At 42.1% G+C, this 18,451-nt stretch carries 13 protein-coding genes; 5 read left to right on the top strand and 8 right to left on the bottom strand.

Translation table 11 applies throughout. The annotated features are described in order from the left end of the window. Positions 1-2: 2 nt before the first annotated feature. From sufC to rimP, 6 genes are all read right to left on the bottom strand, one after another. Positions 3-755: a Fe-S cluster assembly ATPase SufC gene (sufC, locus tag BACCOP_RS08400; protein WP_007568232.1), complete on the bottom strand. Its 753-nt coding sequence runs from the start codon at positions 753-755 to the stop codon at positions 3-5. Positions 756-770: 15 nt separating this feature from the next. Next, positions 771-2,246: a Fe-S cluster assembly protein SufB gene (sufB, locus tag BACCOP_RS08395; protein WP_007568230.1), complete on the bottom strand. Its 1,476-nt coding sequence runs from the start codon at positions 2,244-2,246 to the stop codon at positions 771-773. A 13-nt stretch (positions 2,247-2,259) separates the two neighbouring features. Then, positions 2,260-2,760 carry a CvpA family protein gene (locus BACCOP_RS08390; protein WP_007568229.1) on the bottom strand — a complete coding sequence of 167 codons (501 nt, stop codon included), beginning with the start codon at positions 2,758-2,760 and terminating at the stop codon, positions 2,260-2,262. Positions 2,761-2,890: 130 nt separating this feature from the next. Further along, positions 2,891-5,812 (bottom strand): translation initiation factor IF-2, encoded by a 2,922-nt coding sequence (infB, locus tag BACCOP_RS08385; RefSeq protein WP_007568226.1) that lies wholly within the window; start codon positions 5,810-5,812, stop codon positions 2,891-2,893. A gap of 73 nt (positions 5,813-5,885) precedes the next feature. After that, positions 5,886-7,142, bottom strand: a complete 1,257-nt coding sequence (gene nusA, locus BACCOP_RS08380; protein WP_007568225.1) for a transcription termination factor NusA — start codon at positions 7,140-7,142, stop codon at positions 5,886-5,888. A gap of 4 nt (positions 7,143-7,146) precedes the next feature. Then, the gene (rimP, locus tag BACCOP_RS08375) at positions 7,147-7,614 is read right to left on the bottom strand and encodes a ribosome assembly cofactor RimP (RefSeq protein WP_007568223.1); all 468 of its coding nucleotides are present in this window, start codon (positions 7,612-7,614) and stop codon (positions 7,147-7,149) included. A gap of 181 nt (positions 7,615-7,795) precedes the next feature. On the opposite strand from rimP, the gene BACCOP_RS08370 reads away from it, so the two are divergent. Then, a complete protein-coding gene (locus BACCOP_RS08370) occupies positions 7,796-8,203 on the top strand; it encodes a hypothetical protein (RefSeq protein ID WP_007568221.1) in 408 nt (135 codons plus the stop codon). A 12-nt stretch (positions 8,204-8,215) separates the two neighbouring features. On the opposite strand, the gene BACCOP_RS08365 is transcribed toward BACCOP_RS08370, so the two are convergent. Continuing rightward, positions 8,216-9,520, bottom strand: coding sequence for a sensor histidine kinase (locus BACCOP_RS08365; RefSeq protein ID WP_007568219.1), 1,305 nt, complete (start codon positions 9,518-9,520; stop codon positions 8,216-8,218). Then, on the bottom strand, positions 9,510-10,886 hold the full coding sequence (locus BACCOP_RS08360; RefSeq protein ID WP_007568217.1) for a sigma-54-dependent transcriptional regulator: 1,377 nt from the start codon (positions 10,884-10,886) through the stop codon (positions 9,510-9,512). The genes BACCOP_RS08365 and BACCOP_RS08360 overlap by 11 nt, the downstream gene beginning before the upstream one ends. A gap of 200 nt (positions 10,887-11,086) precedes the next feature. On the opposite strand from BACCOP_RS08360, the gene BACCOP_RS08355 reads away from it, so the two are divergent. Genes BACCOP_RS08355 through BACCOP_RS08340 form a run of 4 tightly spaced genes read left to right on the top strand, consistent with a single transcriptional unit; the run spans position 11,087 to position 18,446 of the window. Continuing rightward, a complete protein-coding gene (locus tag BACCOP_RS08355; RefSeq protein WP_007568215.1) occupies positions 11,087-12,445 on the top strand; it encodes a TolC family protein in 1,359 nt (452 codons plus the stop codon). 14 nt (positions 12,446-12,459) lie between these two features. Continuing rightward, positions 12,460-13,710, top strand: coding sequence for an efflux RND transporter periplasmic adaptor subunit (locus BACCOP_RS08350; RefSeq protein WP_007568213.1), 1,251 nt, complete (start codon positions 12,460-12,462; stop codon positions 13,708-13,710). A 12-nt stretch (positions 13,711-13,722) separates the two neighbouring features. Continuing rightward, entirely contained in the window at positions 13,723-16,074 is a 2,352-nt protein-coding gene (locus BACCOP_RS08345; RefSeq protein ID WP_007568211.1) for an FtsX-like permease family protein, read from the top strand. An 11-nt stretch (positions 16,075-16,085) separates the two neighbouring features. After that, entirely contained in the window at positions 16,086-18,446 is a 2,361-nt protein-coding gene (locus BACCOP_RS08340) for an FtsX-like permease family protein (RefSeq protein ID WP_007568209.1), read from the top strand. Positions 18,447-18,451 lie beyond the last annotated feature (5 nt).

The following is an 18,451-nucleotide window of genomic DNA, read 5'->3' as shown; positions in this document are numbered from 1 at the left end:
GCTTATTCTCCTAATTCTTTCTTTATCCAGTCGTAACCTTTTTCTTCAAGCTCAAGTGCCAGTTCCGGACCGGCAGTCTTTACGATGCGTCCTTTGTAAAGCACGTGTACGATATCGGGCTTGATATAATCTAACAGACGTTGATAGTGTGTAATCACAATACAACTTGTTTCAGGAGTTTTCAGCTTATTCACTCCTTCGGCTACAATACGGAGAGCGTCAATATCCAGTCCAGAATCTGTTTCATCGAGGATACTCAATTTCGGTTCCAGCATAGCCATCTGAAAGATCTCGTTACGTTTCTTTTCACCACCCGAGAATCCCTCGTTTACAGAGCGGTTGGCAAGCTTGCTGTCCAGTTCCACAATTTCACGTTTCTGACGCATCAGTTTCAGGAACTCACTTGCAGTCAGCGCCGGAAGCCCTTTATATTTGCGTTGTTCGTTGACAGCCGCACGCATAAAGTTAACCATGCTTACACCAGGAATTTCTACCGGATACTGAAATGAAAGAAACAGTCCTTCATGACTACGGTCTTCTGCACTCATTTCCAGTAAATCCTTTCCATCGAAAGTTACCGATCCTTTTGTTACTTCATAAGCCGGATGTCCTACCAGCACATTACTTAATGTACTCTTACCAGAACCATTCGGTCCCATGATAGCGTGTACCTCGCCAGACTTTACAGTCAGATTGATTCCTTTTAATATCTCTTTGCCATTAATCGTGGCATGCAAATCTTTTATTTCTAACATAGCTTTCTTTTTTATTTATCCTACACTGCCTTCCAATGAGATAGAAAGCAATTTCTGTGCCTCTACGGCAAATTCCATAGGAAGTTTGTTCAATACTTCTTTCGCGTAACCGTTTACAATCAGACCTACTGCATCTTCGGTAGGAATACCACGCTGGTTACAGTAGAATAACTGATCTTCCGAAATCTTCGATGTAGTAGCTTCATGCTCTACTATCGCTGTTTCATTGTGTATATCCATATATGGGAACGTATGAGCTCCGCAATGGCTTCCTAAAAGCAACGAGTCGCACTGGCTATAGTTACGGGCATTGTCTGCACGTTCTGACACACGTACCAGACCACGATATGAGTTCTGACTCTTTCCGGCACTGATACCTTTGCTCACAATCGTCGAACGAGTATTCTTTCCCAGATGAATCATCTTAGTTCCGGTATCGGCTTGCTGGTAATTATTGGTTACTGCAACCGAATAGAATTCAGCTGTAGAATTATCTCCACTCAATATACAGCTCGGATATTTCCATGTAATGGCAGAACCGGTTTCTACCTGTGTCCACGATAATTTACTATCTACACCTTTACAATTACCTCGTTTTGTTACGAAGTTGTATACACCTCCCTTACCTTCTGCATCACCCGGATACCAGTTCTGCACAGTAGAATATTTTACTTCAGCACGGTCGAGTACAACGATTTCTACGATAGCAGCGTGTAATTGGTTCTCGTCACGCATCGGCGCTGTACATCCTTCCAGATAAGACACATAACTATCATCATCTGCAACTATCAGTGTACGTTCAAACTGTCCGGTATTTGCAGCATTAATACGGAAATAAGTAGAAAGCTCCATAGGGCAACGTACACCCTTTGGTATATAGACAAATGAGCCATCACTAAACACTGCCGAATTAAGAGCTGCAAAGAAATTATCTCGATAACCAACTACCGAACCCAGGTATTTCTTTACCAAATCGGGATGCTCACGTACAGCTTCGCTCATCGAACAGAAAATGATTCCTTTTTCCATCAGTGTTTCCTTGAAGGTTGTCTTGACAGAAACAGAATCCATCACGGCATCTACAGCCATTCCACTCAATGCCATCTGCTCTTCCAGAGGAATACCCAGTTTATTAAAAGTCTTCACCAGCTCAGGATCTACTTCATCCATACTCTTAGGTCCTTCCTTCTTTTTAGTCGGATCTGCATAATATGAAATAGCCTGATAATCTATTTCAGGAATATTGAGATGAGCCCATGTCGGCATTTCCATTGTCAGCCAGTAACGATAAGCTTTCAGACGGAACTCCAATAACCATTCCGGTTCACCCTTCTTGGCCGAAATCAATCGCACCACATCTTCATTCAATCCCTTTTCAATGATGTCTGTATGTACTTCCGTAGTAAAACCATATTTATACTTTTCCTGCGTCAGTTGTTTTACAAACTCATTCTTTTGGGATTCTTCCTTTTTATTGAGTTCTTCTTGCATATATTTTATTATATCAGTCTATTAGTTGTTTAGTAACATTCTTCACAGTAGGGAAAAAGACTCCCGAAAAGCCTTCTATCGGATAATATAACAAAGAAGTACGTTTTACGGTTGACTTTATTAAGTTATCTTTAGAATCGACAAACTCTATAAAATGTACGAATAGGCTGACAAGCAATATGTACTTCAAAGCTCCCAGTGCGGCGCCTAAAATACGGTTGACAAAACCTAAATGTACAATTTCAATCACTCGTGTCAAAGCTGAAGCAAGCAACAGAAAGACAAGCGGAACCAGCAACCATATCAGAATAAAGGCTACGACTTGGGCAAAGGTGAGTGATGTACCCAATTCTTCGGCAAGCTTTTCGCCTACAGAAGCAAATAATGCACGGGCCACAAGCAATCCAACTACCAAGCCTACAATAGAGGCTAATTGCCTTATAAATCCCTTTGTAAATCCAAGTATAGCTCCTATGCTTATTATTGCCACAATAATCCAATCGAGGACTGTCATACTCTATATCGTAATAAAAAAGGAAATGTCATGCTGAACGCAGAGAAGAATCTGCACACATCCGATAGCGTTCACAGATCCTTCGCTATGCTCAGGATGACATCACCTCATTAAATTTACTATAATGTAATTATAAAGTTTGTTTTACTTCCACTTCTTCATAAGTTTCAATAACGTCACCTACCTTCAAGTCATTGCAATTAGTCAGGCTAATACCACATTCAAAGTTAGTACCAACCTCTTTCACATCATCTTTAAAGCGTTTCAACGCATTGATGCTACCCGTAAAGATTACAATACCATCACGTATCAAACGAGCCTTGTCAGTACGTTTCACCTTACCAGTCTTAACCATCGCACCGGCAACCATACCGACTTTACTGATATTGAATACTTCACGAACTTCGATTGTTGCAGTAACCTGCTCTTTCAATGTAGGAGCAAGCATACCTTCCATAGCAGACTTCACTTCTTCGATAGCATCGTAAATAATAGAATACTTACGGATATCTACTCCTTCCTGTTCAGCCAGTTTAGCAGCATTGCTAGAAGGACGAACCTGGAATCCTACGATAATTGCATCTGATGCAGCAGCCAGTGATACATCTGATTCTGAAATCTGTCCAACACCTTTATGGATAACATTAACCTGAATCTGTTCGGTAGACAATTTAATCAATGAGTCACTCAACGCCTCAACAGAACCGTCCACGTCACCTTTCACAATTACATTCAGTTCATGGAAGTCACCCAATGCCAAACGACGTCCAACTTCATCCAATGTAAGCATCTTCTGAGTACGCAAGCCTTGCTCACGTGCCAACTGCTCACGTTTATTTGCAATTTCACGTGCTTCCTGATCTGTATCAAACACATGGAATGTATCACCTGCAGCTGGGGCTCCATTTAATCCCAAAATCAATACCGGTTCAGAAGGACCTGCCTCTTTCAAGCGTTGATTACGTTCATTAAACATAGCCTTCACCTTACCATACGAAGTTCCAGCCAGCACAATATCTCCTACATGCAGTGTTCCATTAGAAATCAACACTGTTGCTACATATCCACGTCCCTTATCCAGAGAAGATTCAATAATTGAACCAGTAGCCTTACGGTTCGGATTTGCTTTCAAATCCAACATTTCAGCTTCCAGCAATACTTTCTCCAACAATTCAGGAACGCCTGTACCTTTCTTTGCAGAAATATCTTGTGACTGATACTTACCTCCCCATTCTTCTACCAAGAAGTTCATAGCAGCAAGTTCTTCCTTAATCTTATCAGGATTTGCATTCGGTTTATCTACCTTGTTGATTGCAAATACAATAGGTACACCGGCAGCCATTGCATGGTTAATAGCTTCCTTAGTCTGAGGCATTACGTTGTCATCGGCAGCAACAATGATAATAACGACATCGGTAACTTTAGCACCACGTGCACGCATGGCAGTAAATGCCTCATGTCCCGGAGTATCCAGGAAAGTGATGCGACGTCCGTCTTCCAGTTTTACATTATATGCACCGATATGCTGTGTAATACCTCCAGCTTCACCAGCAATTACATTTGCCTTACGGATATAGTCCAGTAATGAAGTCTTACCATGGTCAACATGTCCCATGACTGTTACAATCGGAGCACGAGGCTGCAAATCTTCTTCAGCATCAGCTTCCTCTTCAATAGCCTGGGCAACTTCAGCACTTACATATTCAGTCTTATAGCCAAACTCTTCGGCTACCAAATTGATAGTTTCAGCATCCAGACGTTGATTGATAGATACCATGATACCCACACTCATACAAGTAGAGATAACCTGAGTTACTGAAATATCCATCATGTTTGCCAGCTCATTTGCAGTAACAAACTCTGTCAGTTTCAAGATCTTGCTTTCTTCCTGTTCAAGTTCCTCCTGCTCAAGCTGACGGTTCTGTATACTTTCACGTTTTTCCTTACGATATTTAGCAGCTTTATTCTTACCCTTATTAGTAAGACGAGCCAATGTTTCCTTTACCTGCTTAGCTACATCTTCATCGCTTACTTCAGGTTTTACTACCGGTTTCTTGAAGCGGTCTTTATTATGTTTGCCTCCACCCTGAGCCGCAGCATTAGAGTTAGCCTTTCCGCCTTTATCGCCGCGAGGTGAAACAATATTACCCGCTGCATTAATATCTACACGTTCTTTGTTGATACGATTACGTTTCTTCTTTCCCGAAGCGTCACTTTGACCACCTTTATCAGTTTTCTCGTCAGTCTTCCTTATTTCCTTGATGATAGCATCTTTCATCTGCTTACGCTGTTCCTGACGCAGTTTGTCTTTTTCCTCTCGTTCCTTACGTTTTTCTTCTTTTGTCTTCTTCTTCGGACGAGTAGACTGGTTCAATGCAGCCAGGTCAATCTGACCTACGACATTAATCTTCGACTTAAATTCCGTTGGACGGATTTTAAACACCTCATCTTCCTTGTCCTGCAGAACGGTTTGTACTTCGGGTACTTCTTTCTTTTCTTCCATTAAATCTGGTTTCAAATCTTCCGCCTTCTCCTGTTCCGGCTGTTTCTGTTGTTCATTAATCTGAGGTTGTGGTTGTACTGTTTCTGCTACAGGAGTTTCTTCCACATGTTGCGGTTCATTCTTTTCCACCGGTACAGATTCCTCTACCACTCCCTTTATTTCTTCCTTAGCAGGCTCCACCACAGCCGGCTTCACCTTCTTCTTATTAAGACTGTCCAAATCAATTTTGCCCACAGGCTTAAATTTCGGACGTGCATCTTCAGGCACAACTGCTTCTATCACCTCCGGCTTCGCTTCAGCCTGCAGGTCATCAATAGAAACAGAAGCTTTATTACGTTCTTTATTCTGCCGTTCTTGAAAAATCTTTTCAGACTCTATTTTCAAATCTTTGTCTTTGCTAAACTCTTTCACAAGTGCAGCATATTGTTCATCAGTAATTTTAGTATTCGGATTTGCTTCGATAGTATATCCTTTCTTTTGTAAAAAGTCCACCACCGTAGCAATACCTACATTCAAATTTCTTGTTACTTTGTTCAGTCTTATCGTCATAAATTCTTTTAGTTTTTAATAGAGTTCAGGAAAAAGTTTTTCAGTCACGGATAATCAATATGATTGACTATATTTATTCCTCGAACTCTGCCCTCAAAATTCTTAACACATCGTCTACTGTGTTCTCCTCCAAATCTGCCTTTTCAATCAGCATCTCACGTGGAGCGTTCAGTACACCTTTTGCCGTATCTATACCAATACCCTTGATGGCATTGATAACCCATTCATCAATTTCGTCTTTAAACTCATCCAGATAGATATCTTCGTCTGTTGCGTTTTCATCCAGTTCACGATATACATCAATGGTATATTCGGTCAACATACTTGCCAGCTTGATATTCATACCACCTTTACCGATAGCAAGAGATACTTCTTCCGGCTTCAGATATACTTCAGCTTTCTTCTCTTCTTCATGCATGATAATAGAAGAAACCTTAGCAGGACTCAACGCACGCTGTACGAACAGTTGTATATTCGAAGTATAATTGATAACATCAATATTTTCATTGCGTAACTCACGAACAATACCGTGAATACGAGAACCTTTTACTCCGACACATGCTCCAACCGGATCAATACGTTCATCGTAAGATTCTACAGCAATCTTTGCACGTTCACCAGGTATACGGGCAATTTTCTTGATAGTAATCAATCCGTCATTGATTTCCGGAACTTCCTGTTCAAACAGACGCTGCAAGAACATAGGCGAAGTACGGCTCAAAATAATCTTCGGATTATTATTCTTATTGTCTACCCGTGCAACTACTGCACGTACAGTTTCTCCCTTACGATAGAAATCGCTCGGAATCTGCTCAGTTTTCGGAAGCAGCAATTCATTACCTTCATCATCGAGTAACAAAATTTCCTTTTTCCAGATCTGATAAACTTCTGCAGCAATGATAGTACCGACCTTGTCAATATACTTATTGTACAAGCTGTCTTTTTCCAGTTCCAAAATCTTAGAAGCCAATGTCTGGCGAAGGTTCAAAATCGCACGGCGACCAAACTTTTCGAATATCACCTCATCTGTAACCTCCTCTCCCACTTCGTAAGATGCATCAATTTTACGCGCTTCAGTAAGCGAAATCTGCAAGTTCGGGTTCGTCAATTCATCATCAGCCACCACTTCACGATTACGCCATATTTCAAAGTCGCCTTTGTCGGGATTTACAATTACATCGTAATTTTCATCGGTTCCGAACATCTTTGCAATCACACTACGAAATGACTCTTCCAGTACGCTCACCATAGTGGTGCGATCGATATTCTTCAAATCTTTAAATTCCGAAAACGTGTCAATTAAACTGACAGTTGCTTCTTTCTTCGCCATAATTTTATTTAAAGCTTATTAAGTATTTGGTGTATTTTATTTCGTCATAAACAAAGGTTACATTCTGTTCTACCAGCTTCGGACGTTTTGCACCTTCCGGCTTTACTTTCACTTGTACCGTGATCGTAAAGTTCTCTTCATTGGCGTCCGTCAATACGCCGGTCCATTTTTTCCCATCCTTACCCAGCACTTCTACTTCTTTTCCGATATGGATTATATATTGCTGAAGCACCTTAAAAGGTTGTCCGATACCAGCCGACCCGACCTCAAGTTCATAATCTTCTTCCTCTCGGTTCAGCTTCGATTCGATATAACGGCTCAAGTCCACACAATCATCGATCCACACACCTTCCGCATGGTCGATTTCAACTACAATTTTGTCATCCGGAGTTACAGTGACATCCACCAGAAAATAATCTTTACCCTCCAGCCATTCTTCAACTATCCGGGTTACAACGTTTTTATCTATCATGTATTAACTATATAAGAACAAAAAAAGGAGCTTAACCGCCCCTCCACCTTTTCATCCATCTCGGTTGCAAAGATACAAATAATATAATGTACTGCAAAATATTAGAATAAATATTTCATTTTTAGCAAGATTTATCTTTTTAAGATATCTTTGTACACAAAATCAAACATAAATCTGCATTATGAACAATAAAAGCATCAACAGCAATAAACAGTTTATGATAGGAAACGGCATATTAGCCTTCGGAGTATTTTTCATTGTATGCCTGTTTCTTTATTTGAGTTTTCGTACTCCTCAAACAGCAGATCAGAGCAAAACATCTGCTGATTTATATACCATACAAGTAGAAAACAGTTTTGCCGGAGATAGCATTTCGGTTTATATAAACGACAGCCTTCTGCTCAACTGTACAATGGGATCGACAGCACTTACACTTCAGGTAAATCGCTTTGCCGAAGAAAATGCACTGATGATTGTCGATAACAAAAGCGACGAAATAACTCCGTTCAGCCTAAACCCGAAAGGGAGCATAGTCAACGTTGCGAAAAAGGACGGAAAAATATCAATACAAGAATCGGAAAGAGAATAAAAGACATCTACGTCATTCAAACTCCAAGACAAAAGTAGTATTCCAACCGTTCGTCCCTGGTCGCAGCAGGCTGATACTACCTCCCGACAACTTCATAATCTGTCGTGAAAGAGAAAGACCTATACCGCTTCCTTCACTACGGGTTGTAAAGAAAGGCACAAAAATCTGCTCTGCTTCTACCTCCGGTATAGCAGGGCCACCGTTACTGACATATACAAAGACATGCTCGTCAGCCGAGCTGTATGCACGCACGTGTATTCTTCCCTTCTCACCGCCAATCGCTTGTACCGCATTTTTAATCAGGTTGATGAGCACCTGACGTATCAGATTAGGATCAGCATAAAGCATTAGTTCGGCAGGTTCCACTTGCAAGGAAAGAATAATATTATCAGGGACAAGAGTTAACCCTTCAATTTGCCTGAGCAGATCCAACAAATAAAATGGTTCGGGTGAGGGTTTCTGTAAAGATGAGAACTTCCGGTAACTGTCAACAAATGAAATCAGCCCGACTGAAGTTTCATGAATAGCCCGAATACCATCGTACAAAGGTGTTCCTACCACATCCTTACGTTTCAAAAATGTTTCACTCAGCGAGGAAATCGGAGCAATGGAATTCATGATTTCATGTGTCAACACCCGAACCAGCTTAATCCACGAATCAAGCTCTTTTTCATCCAGCTCATTACGGATATCATTCAAAGCAAGAATACGCACTTTCCGTTCTCCCAGTTGCATAACAGAAGCCCGCACCAATAGCTGTACCTCGCCTTTCGAAGTAGACAGCTGTATATTACACCGCTCTCCAGCTCCCAATGAACGAAACACATGAGAAACTTCCGCTCCGTATCGTTCCAGCTGCTGCAAGGTACTCAAAACAGGAAGCCCCAAGAGGCGTGCTGCTGCCGGATTTGTCTGCACAACTTTCATACTTTCATCCAACACAATAATTCCCGACGTAACACTGGAAAGGATCTGTTCATAAAACCGTTCTCGCTGCTCCATCAGTTGTTTCTGTTCGCCCATCAATCCTCCGAAACGGTTAAGCGTATCTTGTAACACGCGTTCTCCTCCCGAAAAGCCATAAACCGGTAAACGAAACGAATAGTCACGATTTCGGATAGCCTCCAGCATCAGCCAACTCTTTTCACGCAGTTGCTGCTGCATTTTCCGGAAAATAAAAATGGAAGCGGCACATAGAAGAAGTCCTGCAACCAGCAATCCACCCTTCCCGTAGACAATCCCCAAAGTTACCAGTACAACTCCGCCAACAAGCAACAGTGTACGAACGGTAATCGAATAAATCCACCTATAACCCATAACGTTTCATTTTATTATAGAGTGTCTGACGGGTAATTCCCAACATAGCAGCTGCCTGCGAAAGATTCCCTTCACACTGATCGATAGCACGCTTCACCATGCTACGTTCCATTTCGTCAAGCGTATGGAAAGGCACTTCCGTTTCAGCATTTCCGGCAACAGGTTCAGGACCGGAGGCTGTAGAAGTGAGTTGCAACATATCCCCTCGCAACTCATCGCTATCGGACAAGATAACGGCTTTCTCTACCGTATGTTGTAATTCACGAATGTTACCATACCAGGGATGTTCCAGCAAACGGCGCGCAGCTTCAGGGCTGAAAGCTTGCACTTGTCTGCCATATTGCCTAGCATACTGTTCAAGAAAACGTTTCGCTAATGGAAGAATATCTTCCTTACGTTCACGCAAAGCAGGTATATGCAAATGAATGGTATTAATACGATAGAGCAGATCTTCACGGAACTCACCGTTTCTTACCATATCTTCCAAATTACGGTTGGTAGCACATATCAAACGAATATTAGTAGGCTGCTGCGTATTGCTTCCAACCTTTACGAAACACCGCTTCTGAATAGCCGTAAGTAGTTTCGCCTGCAGATGATAGGGCAGGTTAGCTATTTCATCCAAAAAAAGCGTTCCACCGTCAGCAGCTTCAAAGCGTCCTATGCGATCGGTATGTGCATCGGTAAACGAACCTTTCACATGACCAAACAATTCACTCTCAAATAAAGATTCCGTAATGGCGCCCATATCAACAGCTATCATCGGTCCTTCCTTACGATTGGAAAGACGATGTATCTCACGGGCCAGCATATCTTTTCCTGTTCCGTTTTCTCCTGTTATCAGAATATTGGCATCAGTCGTACTAACCTTCTCTACTAACATGCGCAACGGACGGATAGCCTGTGAATTTCCCCAATACATTCCGTCATCGGAAGCGACTGGTGGGACAGCTGTCTTTTTCTTACCCTTACGGGCTTCAACTATCCGGGAGTATGCTTCCTGAAGTGTCTGTACCAGCTGTGCATTTTCCCAAGGCTTTACTACAAAATCAGCAGCCCCCTCCTTTATTCCCGTAACTGCCAGGTTTATATCAGCATAAGCCGTAAAGAGTACCACTTCTGTCTGCGGACGAAGACGTTTTATCTCACGAAGCCAGTAAAGTCCTTCGTTTCCACTATTAATACCCGAAGAAAAATTCATATCAAGCAATACGATATCGACTGCCTCCCGATTCAGCAATGTAGGTATTGTAACCGGAGAATCTATTGTTATCACACGCTCAAAATATTCTCCCAGCAGATATTGTAACGAAGTCAGTATATTACGGTTGTCATCAACCACCAACAGGATTCCTTGTTTAGCCATATTCTTTTTATTTGCAGTATTGCAAAGATACGTAAAGATAACATAAAGAAACAGGTAACAGGTGACAAAAAATTAGACAGTGAGTGTCTAATTTTTTGACACATCGCTTAATGCACGCATTACCATACATACTGATTTTCAACAGCTTACCACTTTGGCACGATATTTGATTTTAATCAGGCAGATAAAAATGAAAACACATGAAAAAAAATAATAAGACCAAACAGTCATTGCTTCTGCTCGTAAGTCTGTGCAGCCTCAACATAACAGCTCAGGAGGTCTGGAATATCGACCAGTGTATGGCTTATGCAGTGGAACATAACCACATCGTAAAGCAGCGCCATCTGGAAGCAGACAATTACCGTATGGACCGTATGAAGGCTATCGGACAATTTCTGCCAGGAGTATCAGGAAATGTCAGCGCACAATATAATTTCGGACGTTCAGTCGACCCGGAAACTAATACATATATATCAAAATCAACCTTCAATAATGGTTATAGCATGGAAGCCTCCATTCCTATCTTCCGGGGAGGAAGCCTGATCAACCAAGTACGAAAAAGCAAAGCAAATTTACTGCTTGGCAAAGCAGCTCTGCAAGAAGCACGGGATAATACAGCTCTGGAAACATTTCAAGCCTACATTGATGCATTGTATTATTATGGCACTACCCGACTGGCAAAACAAAAGCTTGCGGAAAGTGATTCATTATTATACAAAACTCGCCGGCAGGAAACTCTAGGGTTAAAAGGAATGGCTGACGTTGCGCAAATGGAGGCACAGCAAGCAAGTGATGCTTACAACTTAACACATCAGCAAAACTTATATGAAACAGCTATGCTGACCTTAAAACAAAAAATGAATTTCCCCATTGAAGAGGCTTTGCTGCTCGACACCTGTCTGCTGGAGCAATCTACACTAGAGCAAGAACAACTGACCATAGAACATGCCGACAATGTATTCCGTCTTGCGTTAAACTGCAATCCGGTTTTGAAACAAGCCGAAATGCAGAAACAGTCGGCAAATATGGACCGTAAAATTTCATGGAGTTCATTTGTTCCATCCATCAGTCTTTATGGAGGAATTTCAAGTTCTTATTATAAAGAATTACATCAAACAGGATACCCTCCGTTCCATACACAGTTTGAGAATAACTTCGGCTCATATTTTGGAATCAGCATGAGTATACCTATCTTCAACCGTCTGTCGGGCATCGCCAACATGCGACAGGCACGAAACAACTACCGGATAGCAACCGAACAGTATGAGGCGCAGAAAGAAGAGCTTCAGAAACTGGTACAGCAAGCCGTACAAGACCGTGAAGGCTACCTGAAAGAAAGTATCCAGATGGAGAAGAAAGTAGCTTCCGACTCACTTGCCTACCACGTGACGCGACGCAAGTACGAAGAAGGGCTTATGACCTCACTCGATGTACAGAACAATGCTGCCACATTGTTGGAAAGCCAGACCGGACTGTTGCAGAGCAAACTTACCTACCTGATGAAATGCAGACTGGTAGATTATTATAAGGGACAAGATATTATCAGAAACAACGAATAAAAATATTACACACCATGGATATACAACTGGAAAAGAAAAAAGGCATTCAGAAGAGACACATTCCTTACATAGCCGGAGGAGCTGTTGTGATTTTATTATTAATCTGGATTATTTTCGGGAATCATGCATCAACACTGAGAGTAGACGCCGCTTCACTGAATATAGCCGATGTAACCTTCGGTAAGTTCAATGACTATATCCGTCTGAACGGACAAGTTCAGCCAATCTCCGTCGTCCAATTAAGTCCGGAAGAAGGAGGAATCGTACAGGAAAAGGTTGTAGAAGAAGGCGCCCATGTAAAAAAAGGAGATGTCATTCTCCGTCTCAGCAACTCAAACCTGGACTTACAGATTCTGAATGCAGAATCGGAACTTGCCGAAAAACAGAACTTACTGCGTAATACACAAGTAACCATGCAGCAAGATAAGCTGAACAATGAAACCGAAAAAGTACAGCTGGACATTGATACACGCCGAAAACAACGTACCTATCTCCAGTATGAACGTTTATATAAAGAACGTCTTATCAGTCGGGAAGAATATCTTCAGGCAAAAGAAGACTATGAAGTAGCACAGAAAAAGCACGGATTGATTACCGAACGTCTGGTACAAGATTCTATCTACCGTAACATACAGATGGACCAGATGGAGGACAATTTACAGAACATGAGAAAGAATGTACTGCTGATTCGTGAAAGAAAAGATAAACTGGAAGTCCGCGCTACAATCGATGGAGAACTTGGACTGCTGGATGCAGAGTTGGGACAGAATATCACTGCCGGACAAATGGTCGGGCAGATAAACGACCTTTCGGACTTCAAGATAGAAGCTATGATAGACGAACATTATATCGACCGTGTGACCAACGGACTGCCGGCTACGTTCGAACGTCAGGAAACCACATTCAACCTGAAAGTTCGCAAAGTATATCCCGAAGTACGTGAAGGACGATTCCGTACCGATTTTGTATTCGAGGGAAAACGCCCTGACAATATCCGGAGCGGACAAACTTACTACATCGATTTACAATTGGGGGAACCAACTGAAAGCGTACTTATTCCAAAAGGAACTTTTTTCCAAGTAACTGGAGGTAACTGGATTTTCGTAGTCGACAAAGAAGGGAAGAAAGCTTATCGCCGTCAGATACGTATCGGACGACAAAACCCACAATATTACGAAGTACTGGAGGGACTGGAAAAAGGAGAGCGTGTCATTGTATCCGGATACGAAAGTTATAAAGACAATGAAGTGCTTATTTTAAAATAATAAATACCTAAGATGAAAACACTTATCCGTAACTTTTCGCATACGTTCAGGCGTTTCTTTACCGCAAGCATACTGAACATTCTAGGATTAAGCATAGCCTTTGCATCCTTCTTCGTCATCATGACACAGGTGGACTATGACTATAATTTCAATAAAGGATATAAGGACTATGAAAAAATATTCCGGATAGAAATCAACCCTAATCCAGATTCAGGCTGGCAACTGTGGACCCCTCGTCCGTTATGTGAGCAATTACAATCCGCTTCACCCTATATAAAGAGTATTTCACAAGTTGAATCATATCAGTCTGAAGATGAATATGAAGTGAACGGAAACCTATTTAAAGCAACAACCTGCACTGGTTTCGGTAATTTTCTGGAAACATTTCAGCCGGAAATGATAAACGGCTCTGCCGATGCGCTGAACCAGCCTAAAACGGTTCTCCTGTCCGAATCGACAGCAAAGAAATTCTTTGGTACAACCGACGTAATAGGTCAGACAATATTCAGAGGGAAACAAGCAGACAATAATGCATGGACCATAGGAGGCGTTTACAAAGATTACCCGGAAAACTCACAGATAAGAAACTGGGTTATGATGCCCAAAGAAGCCGATACTGATAAAGGAAACTGGAAAAACTGGAACTATATCTGCTATATGCGTCTCGAAAGTCCGTCTGCTGCCCCGGAAATAGAAAAACTTATCTTGCAGATTTTTGTGAAAAATTTTCCGGAACTGGAACAGGAAAGTGATATTTCACAGTTCATCCGCCTCACGCCACTTGTCGACGCACATTTTTCTACAGTAGGGAATAAAAGCGCAAGCAGCCGCACAACACTTTATCTGCTGATATGCGTTTCTTTCCTGATCGTAATTATAGCCACCATCAATTTCATGAATTTCTCGTTGGCTGAAACCCCGATGCGCATCAAGAGTATCAATACGCAGAAAGTACTGGGAGCAACCACACGTTCTCTTCGCCTCACCCTGATAACAGAAGCTATGTTTATCAGCTTTATAGCTTTTATTCTCGCGCTTATATGGGTTGCGATACTTAAAGATTTTGGTTTACAGGAACTGGTAAATGCCCGGCTGACAATAACAGAGCATCCGATGTTGCTGCTTGCAACTTTCGGTTTGAGTCTGCTTATGGGACTGATGGCTGGACTTTATCCGTCTTATTACGTAACCTCTTTTCCGCCAGCACTGGTTTTGAAAGGCTCTTTCGGACTTTCTCCCCAAGGACGCATTCTACGTACCGCACTGGTATGTATCCAGTTCTTTGTTGCCTACATGCTGATTATCGGAGTAGGAATCATGTACCTGCAAAGCAGATATATCCGTACTTCCGACTATGGATATGACAAGGACGCGATTATTGTAGGGAACATGACTAAAGAAACCCAATCACAAACGGATGCAGTAGTGGGAGAACTCTCTCAGATACCAGGAGTTAAAGGAGTGGCCGTATCGGAGTTTATCTTGAGTTCCGCCGACAATTACATGCATTGGGGACGTTCTAATGGTGACAAATATATCCAGTTCGATGCTTTTCCGGTAGACTGCCACTATCTGGAAGTTATGGGGATTCATATCGTCGAAGGGAGAAGCTTCAGGCCGGGTGATGAAGATGTCTATATCTTCAATGAATTTACACGTAAGAAATACCCGTGGCTAAAAGTCGACCAGCCCGCTCCGGACGACAATTTAGTTATAGGTTTTTGCGAGAACATCAAATACAGCAGCTTCCGCAATGATGACACCAATCAGACAATGGCTTTTCTTATCCCCGGCAAGAAGTTCGCCCAATGGGGATGGGAGTGGCGAAATTTCGTCAATGTCCGTATTTCGGCAGGTGTAGATAAAGTTGAGGTTATCCGCTCACTCCAGAAAACAATGGAAAAGTTTACCCCCGGACACGACTTCAATTTCCGGTTCATGGATGAAGTGCTCGATGCCAACTACCGGAACGAACTGCGTTTCACCAAGCAGATCCTGCTCTTCTCACTCATTGCCATTGCCATCAGCCTGACGGGAGTGTTCGGACTCACCATGTTCGAAAGCGAGTATCGAAAAAAGGAAATCGGAATCAGAAAAATCATGGGAAGCTCGACCACACAGATTCTGTACATGTTCAACCGAAGATATATACTTATACTCGCCGGATGCTTCATCGTGGCAGCACCGTTCGGATGGTGGATCGGGCAGCACTGGCTGCAAGGATTTGCAGAAAAAACACCCGTCACTCCGTGGATATTCATTTTGTCATTCCTGCTGGTTACACTCATTACCATGATTACCATTACTGTACAAAGCTGGAAAAATGCCAATGAGAATCCGGCAAACAGCATCAAAACCGAATAATATTATTTCTCATGAAAACACTTATCCGTAACTTTTCGCATACGTTCAGGCGTTTCTTTACCGCAAGCATACTGAATATTTTAGGGCTAAGCATAGCCTTCGCATCCTTCTTTGTTATTATGACGCAGGTAGACTATGACTATAATTTCAATAAAGGATATAAGGACTATGAAAAGATTTTCCGGGTAGAAGTTAAACCCACACCTGCCTCCGACTGGCAATTGTGGATGCCTCGTCCGTTATGTGAACGGATACAGACCTGTTCACCACACATAAAGTCAATATCCATAACCTATGCATTTATGTCGCAAGTCGACTATGAGATAAACGGAAATATATTCAACGAAACGACTTGTTGCGGCTTTGGAAATTTTCTGGAAACTTTCCAGCCAGAAATGATAAGTGGTTCTGCCGATGTACTGAATCAGCCTAAAACAGTTCTCATCTCCGAATCGACAGCAAAACGTTTATTCGGAACAGCAGATGCGGTTGGACAAAGCATTTTCAAAGACAAACAGTCCAGCAACAATGAATGGACTATCGGAGGGGTGTACAAAGATTTTCCAGAAAACGCACAGATAAGAAACTGGATCATGATGCCCAACGATCCCAAAGAAAATAAAGACAGGTGGAACAACTGGAATTACATTTGTTACATACGTTTGGATCATCCGGATTCAGCCCCCGAAATAGAAAAGCTTATCGAGGTAATTTTCAGAAAGCATAATCCCGAATATACATCAGAAGAGAATGACAGCCTTCCGTCCTCTGTAGTTCATTTATCACCATTGACGGATGTTCATTTTTCTACCATAGCAAACAAAAGTGCAACCAGTCGTACTACGGTTTACCTGTTGATATGTATTTCTTTTCTGATTGTGATAATAGCGACTATCAATTTCATGAATTTCTCGTTGGCTGAAACCCCGATGCGCATCAAAAGCATCAATACTCAGAAGGTATTGGGAGCAACAACCCGTTCACTTCGCTTCAGTCTGATAGCAGAATCCGTACTCATCAGCACCATTGCCTTTATGCTTTCTCTGATAGAGGTACTACTATTGAAAGATTCCGGTCTGAAGGACCTGGTAAGCGCCGGACTACAGCCTTTGGAACATCCTATACTGCTCACCATTACTTTCTGCCTGAGCCTGCTCATGGGATTCTTAGCTGGCATATATCCCTCCTATTATGTTACATCGTTTGCACCAGCACTGGCACTAAAAGGCTCTTTTGGTCTTTCTCCTAAAGGACGTACTTTACGTACAGCCTTGATATGTATCCAGTTCTTCGTTGCCTACATGCTGATTATCGGAGTAGGAATCATGTATCTGCAAAGCCGGTATATCCGAACTTCCGACTATGGATATGATAAAGATGTCATCATCACAGGAAACATGACAACGGAGACTCAAGCACAGAATGATGCCGTGGTAAACGACCTCTCCCGTATTCCTGGAGTAAAAGGAGTAGCTTTTTCAATGTTCATTCTAAGCTCTGCCGACAACTATATGAACTGGGCTATGGATGATAACAATACAGTCGTGCGATTTGACGTAATGCCTGTAGATTACCATTTTCTGGATGTAATGGGAATCCACATTACAGAAGGCCGAAACTTCAAACCTGGTGATGGAGATGTTTACATTTTCAACGAAGCAACCCGTAAAAAATACCCCTGGCTGAAAGTCGGCCAGACCGCTCCGGACGATCATTTAATTGTAGGGTTCTGCGAGAACATCAAATACAGCAGTTTCCGTAACGATGACAATACACAGCCTATGGCCTTTTTTATTTATGGAAAAAACTTTGAGAGAATAGGACATCAATGGCAGCAAACCATCAATGTTCGTGTATCGGCAGGAGTAAATAAAATTGCTATTATCCAATCGCTCCAGAAAACAATGGAAAAGTTTACCCCCGGACACGACTTCAATTTTCGGTTCATGGATGAAGTGCTCGATGCCAACTACCGGAACGAATTGCGTTTTACTAAGCAGATCCTGCTCTTCTCACTCATTGCCATTGCCATCAGCCTGACAGGAGTGTTCGGACTCACCATGTTCGAGAGCGAATACAGAAGAAAGGAAATCGGAATCAGAAAGATTATGGGAAGCTCAACCAGACAGATTCTGTACATGTTCAACCGAAGATATATACTTATACTTACCGGATGCTTCATCGTGGCAGCACCATTCGGATGGTGGATCGGACAGCACTGGCTGCAAGGATTTGCAGAGAAAACGCCTGTTACCCCGTGGATATTCATTTTGTCATTCCTGCTGGTTACACTCATAACTATGACTACTATTACTGTACAGAGTTGGAAAAATGCCAATGAAAATCCGGTAAACAGTATCAAAACCGAATAACAATA

It is taken from the genome of Phocaeicola coprocola DSM 17136 (assembly GCF_000154845.1).
Lineage (GTDB): Bacteria > Bacteroidota > Bacteroidia > Bacteroidales > Bacteroidaceae > Phocaeicola > Phocaeicola coprocola.
Note: the sequence above shows the minus strand (reverse complement) of the source record. Positions and strands in the feature narration are given on the sequence as shown.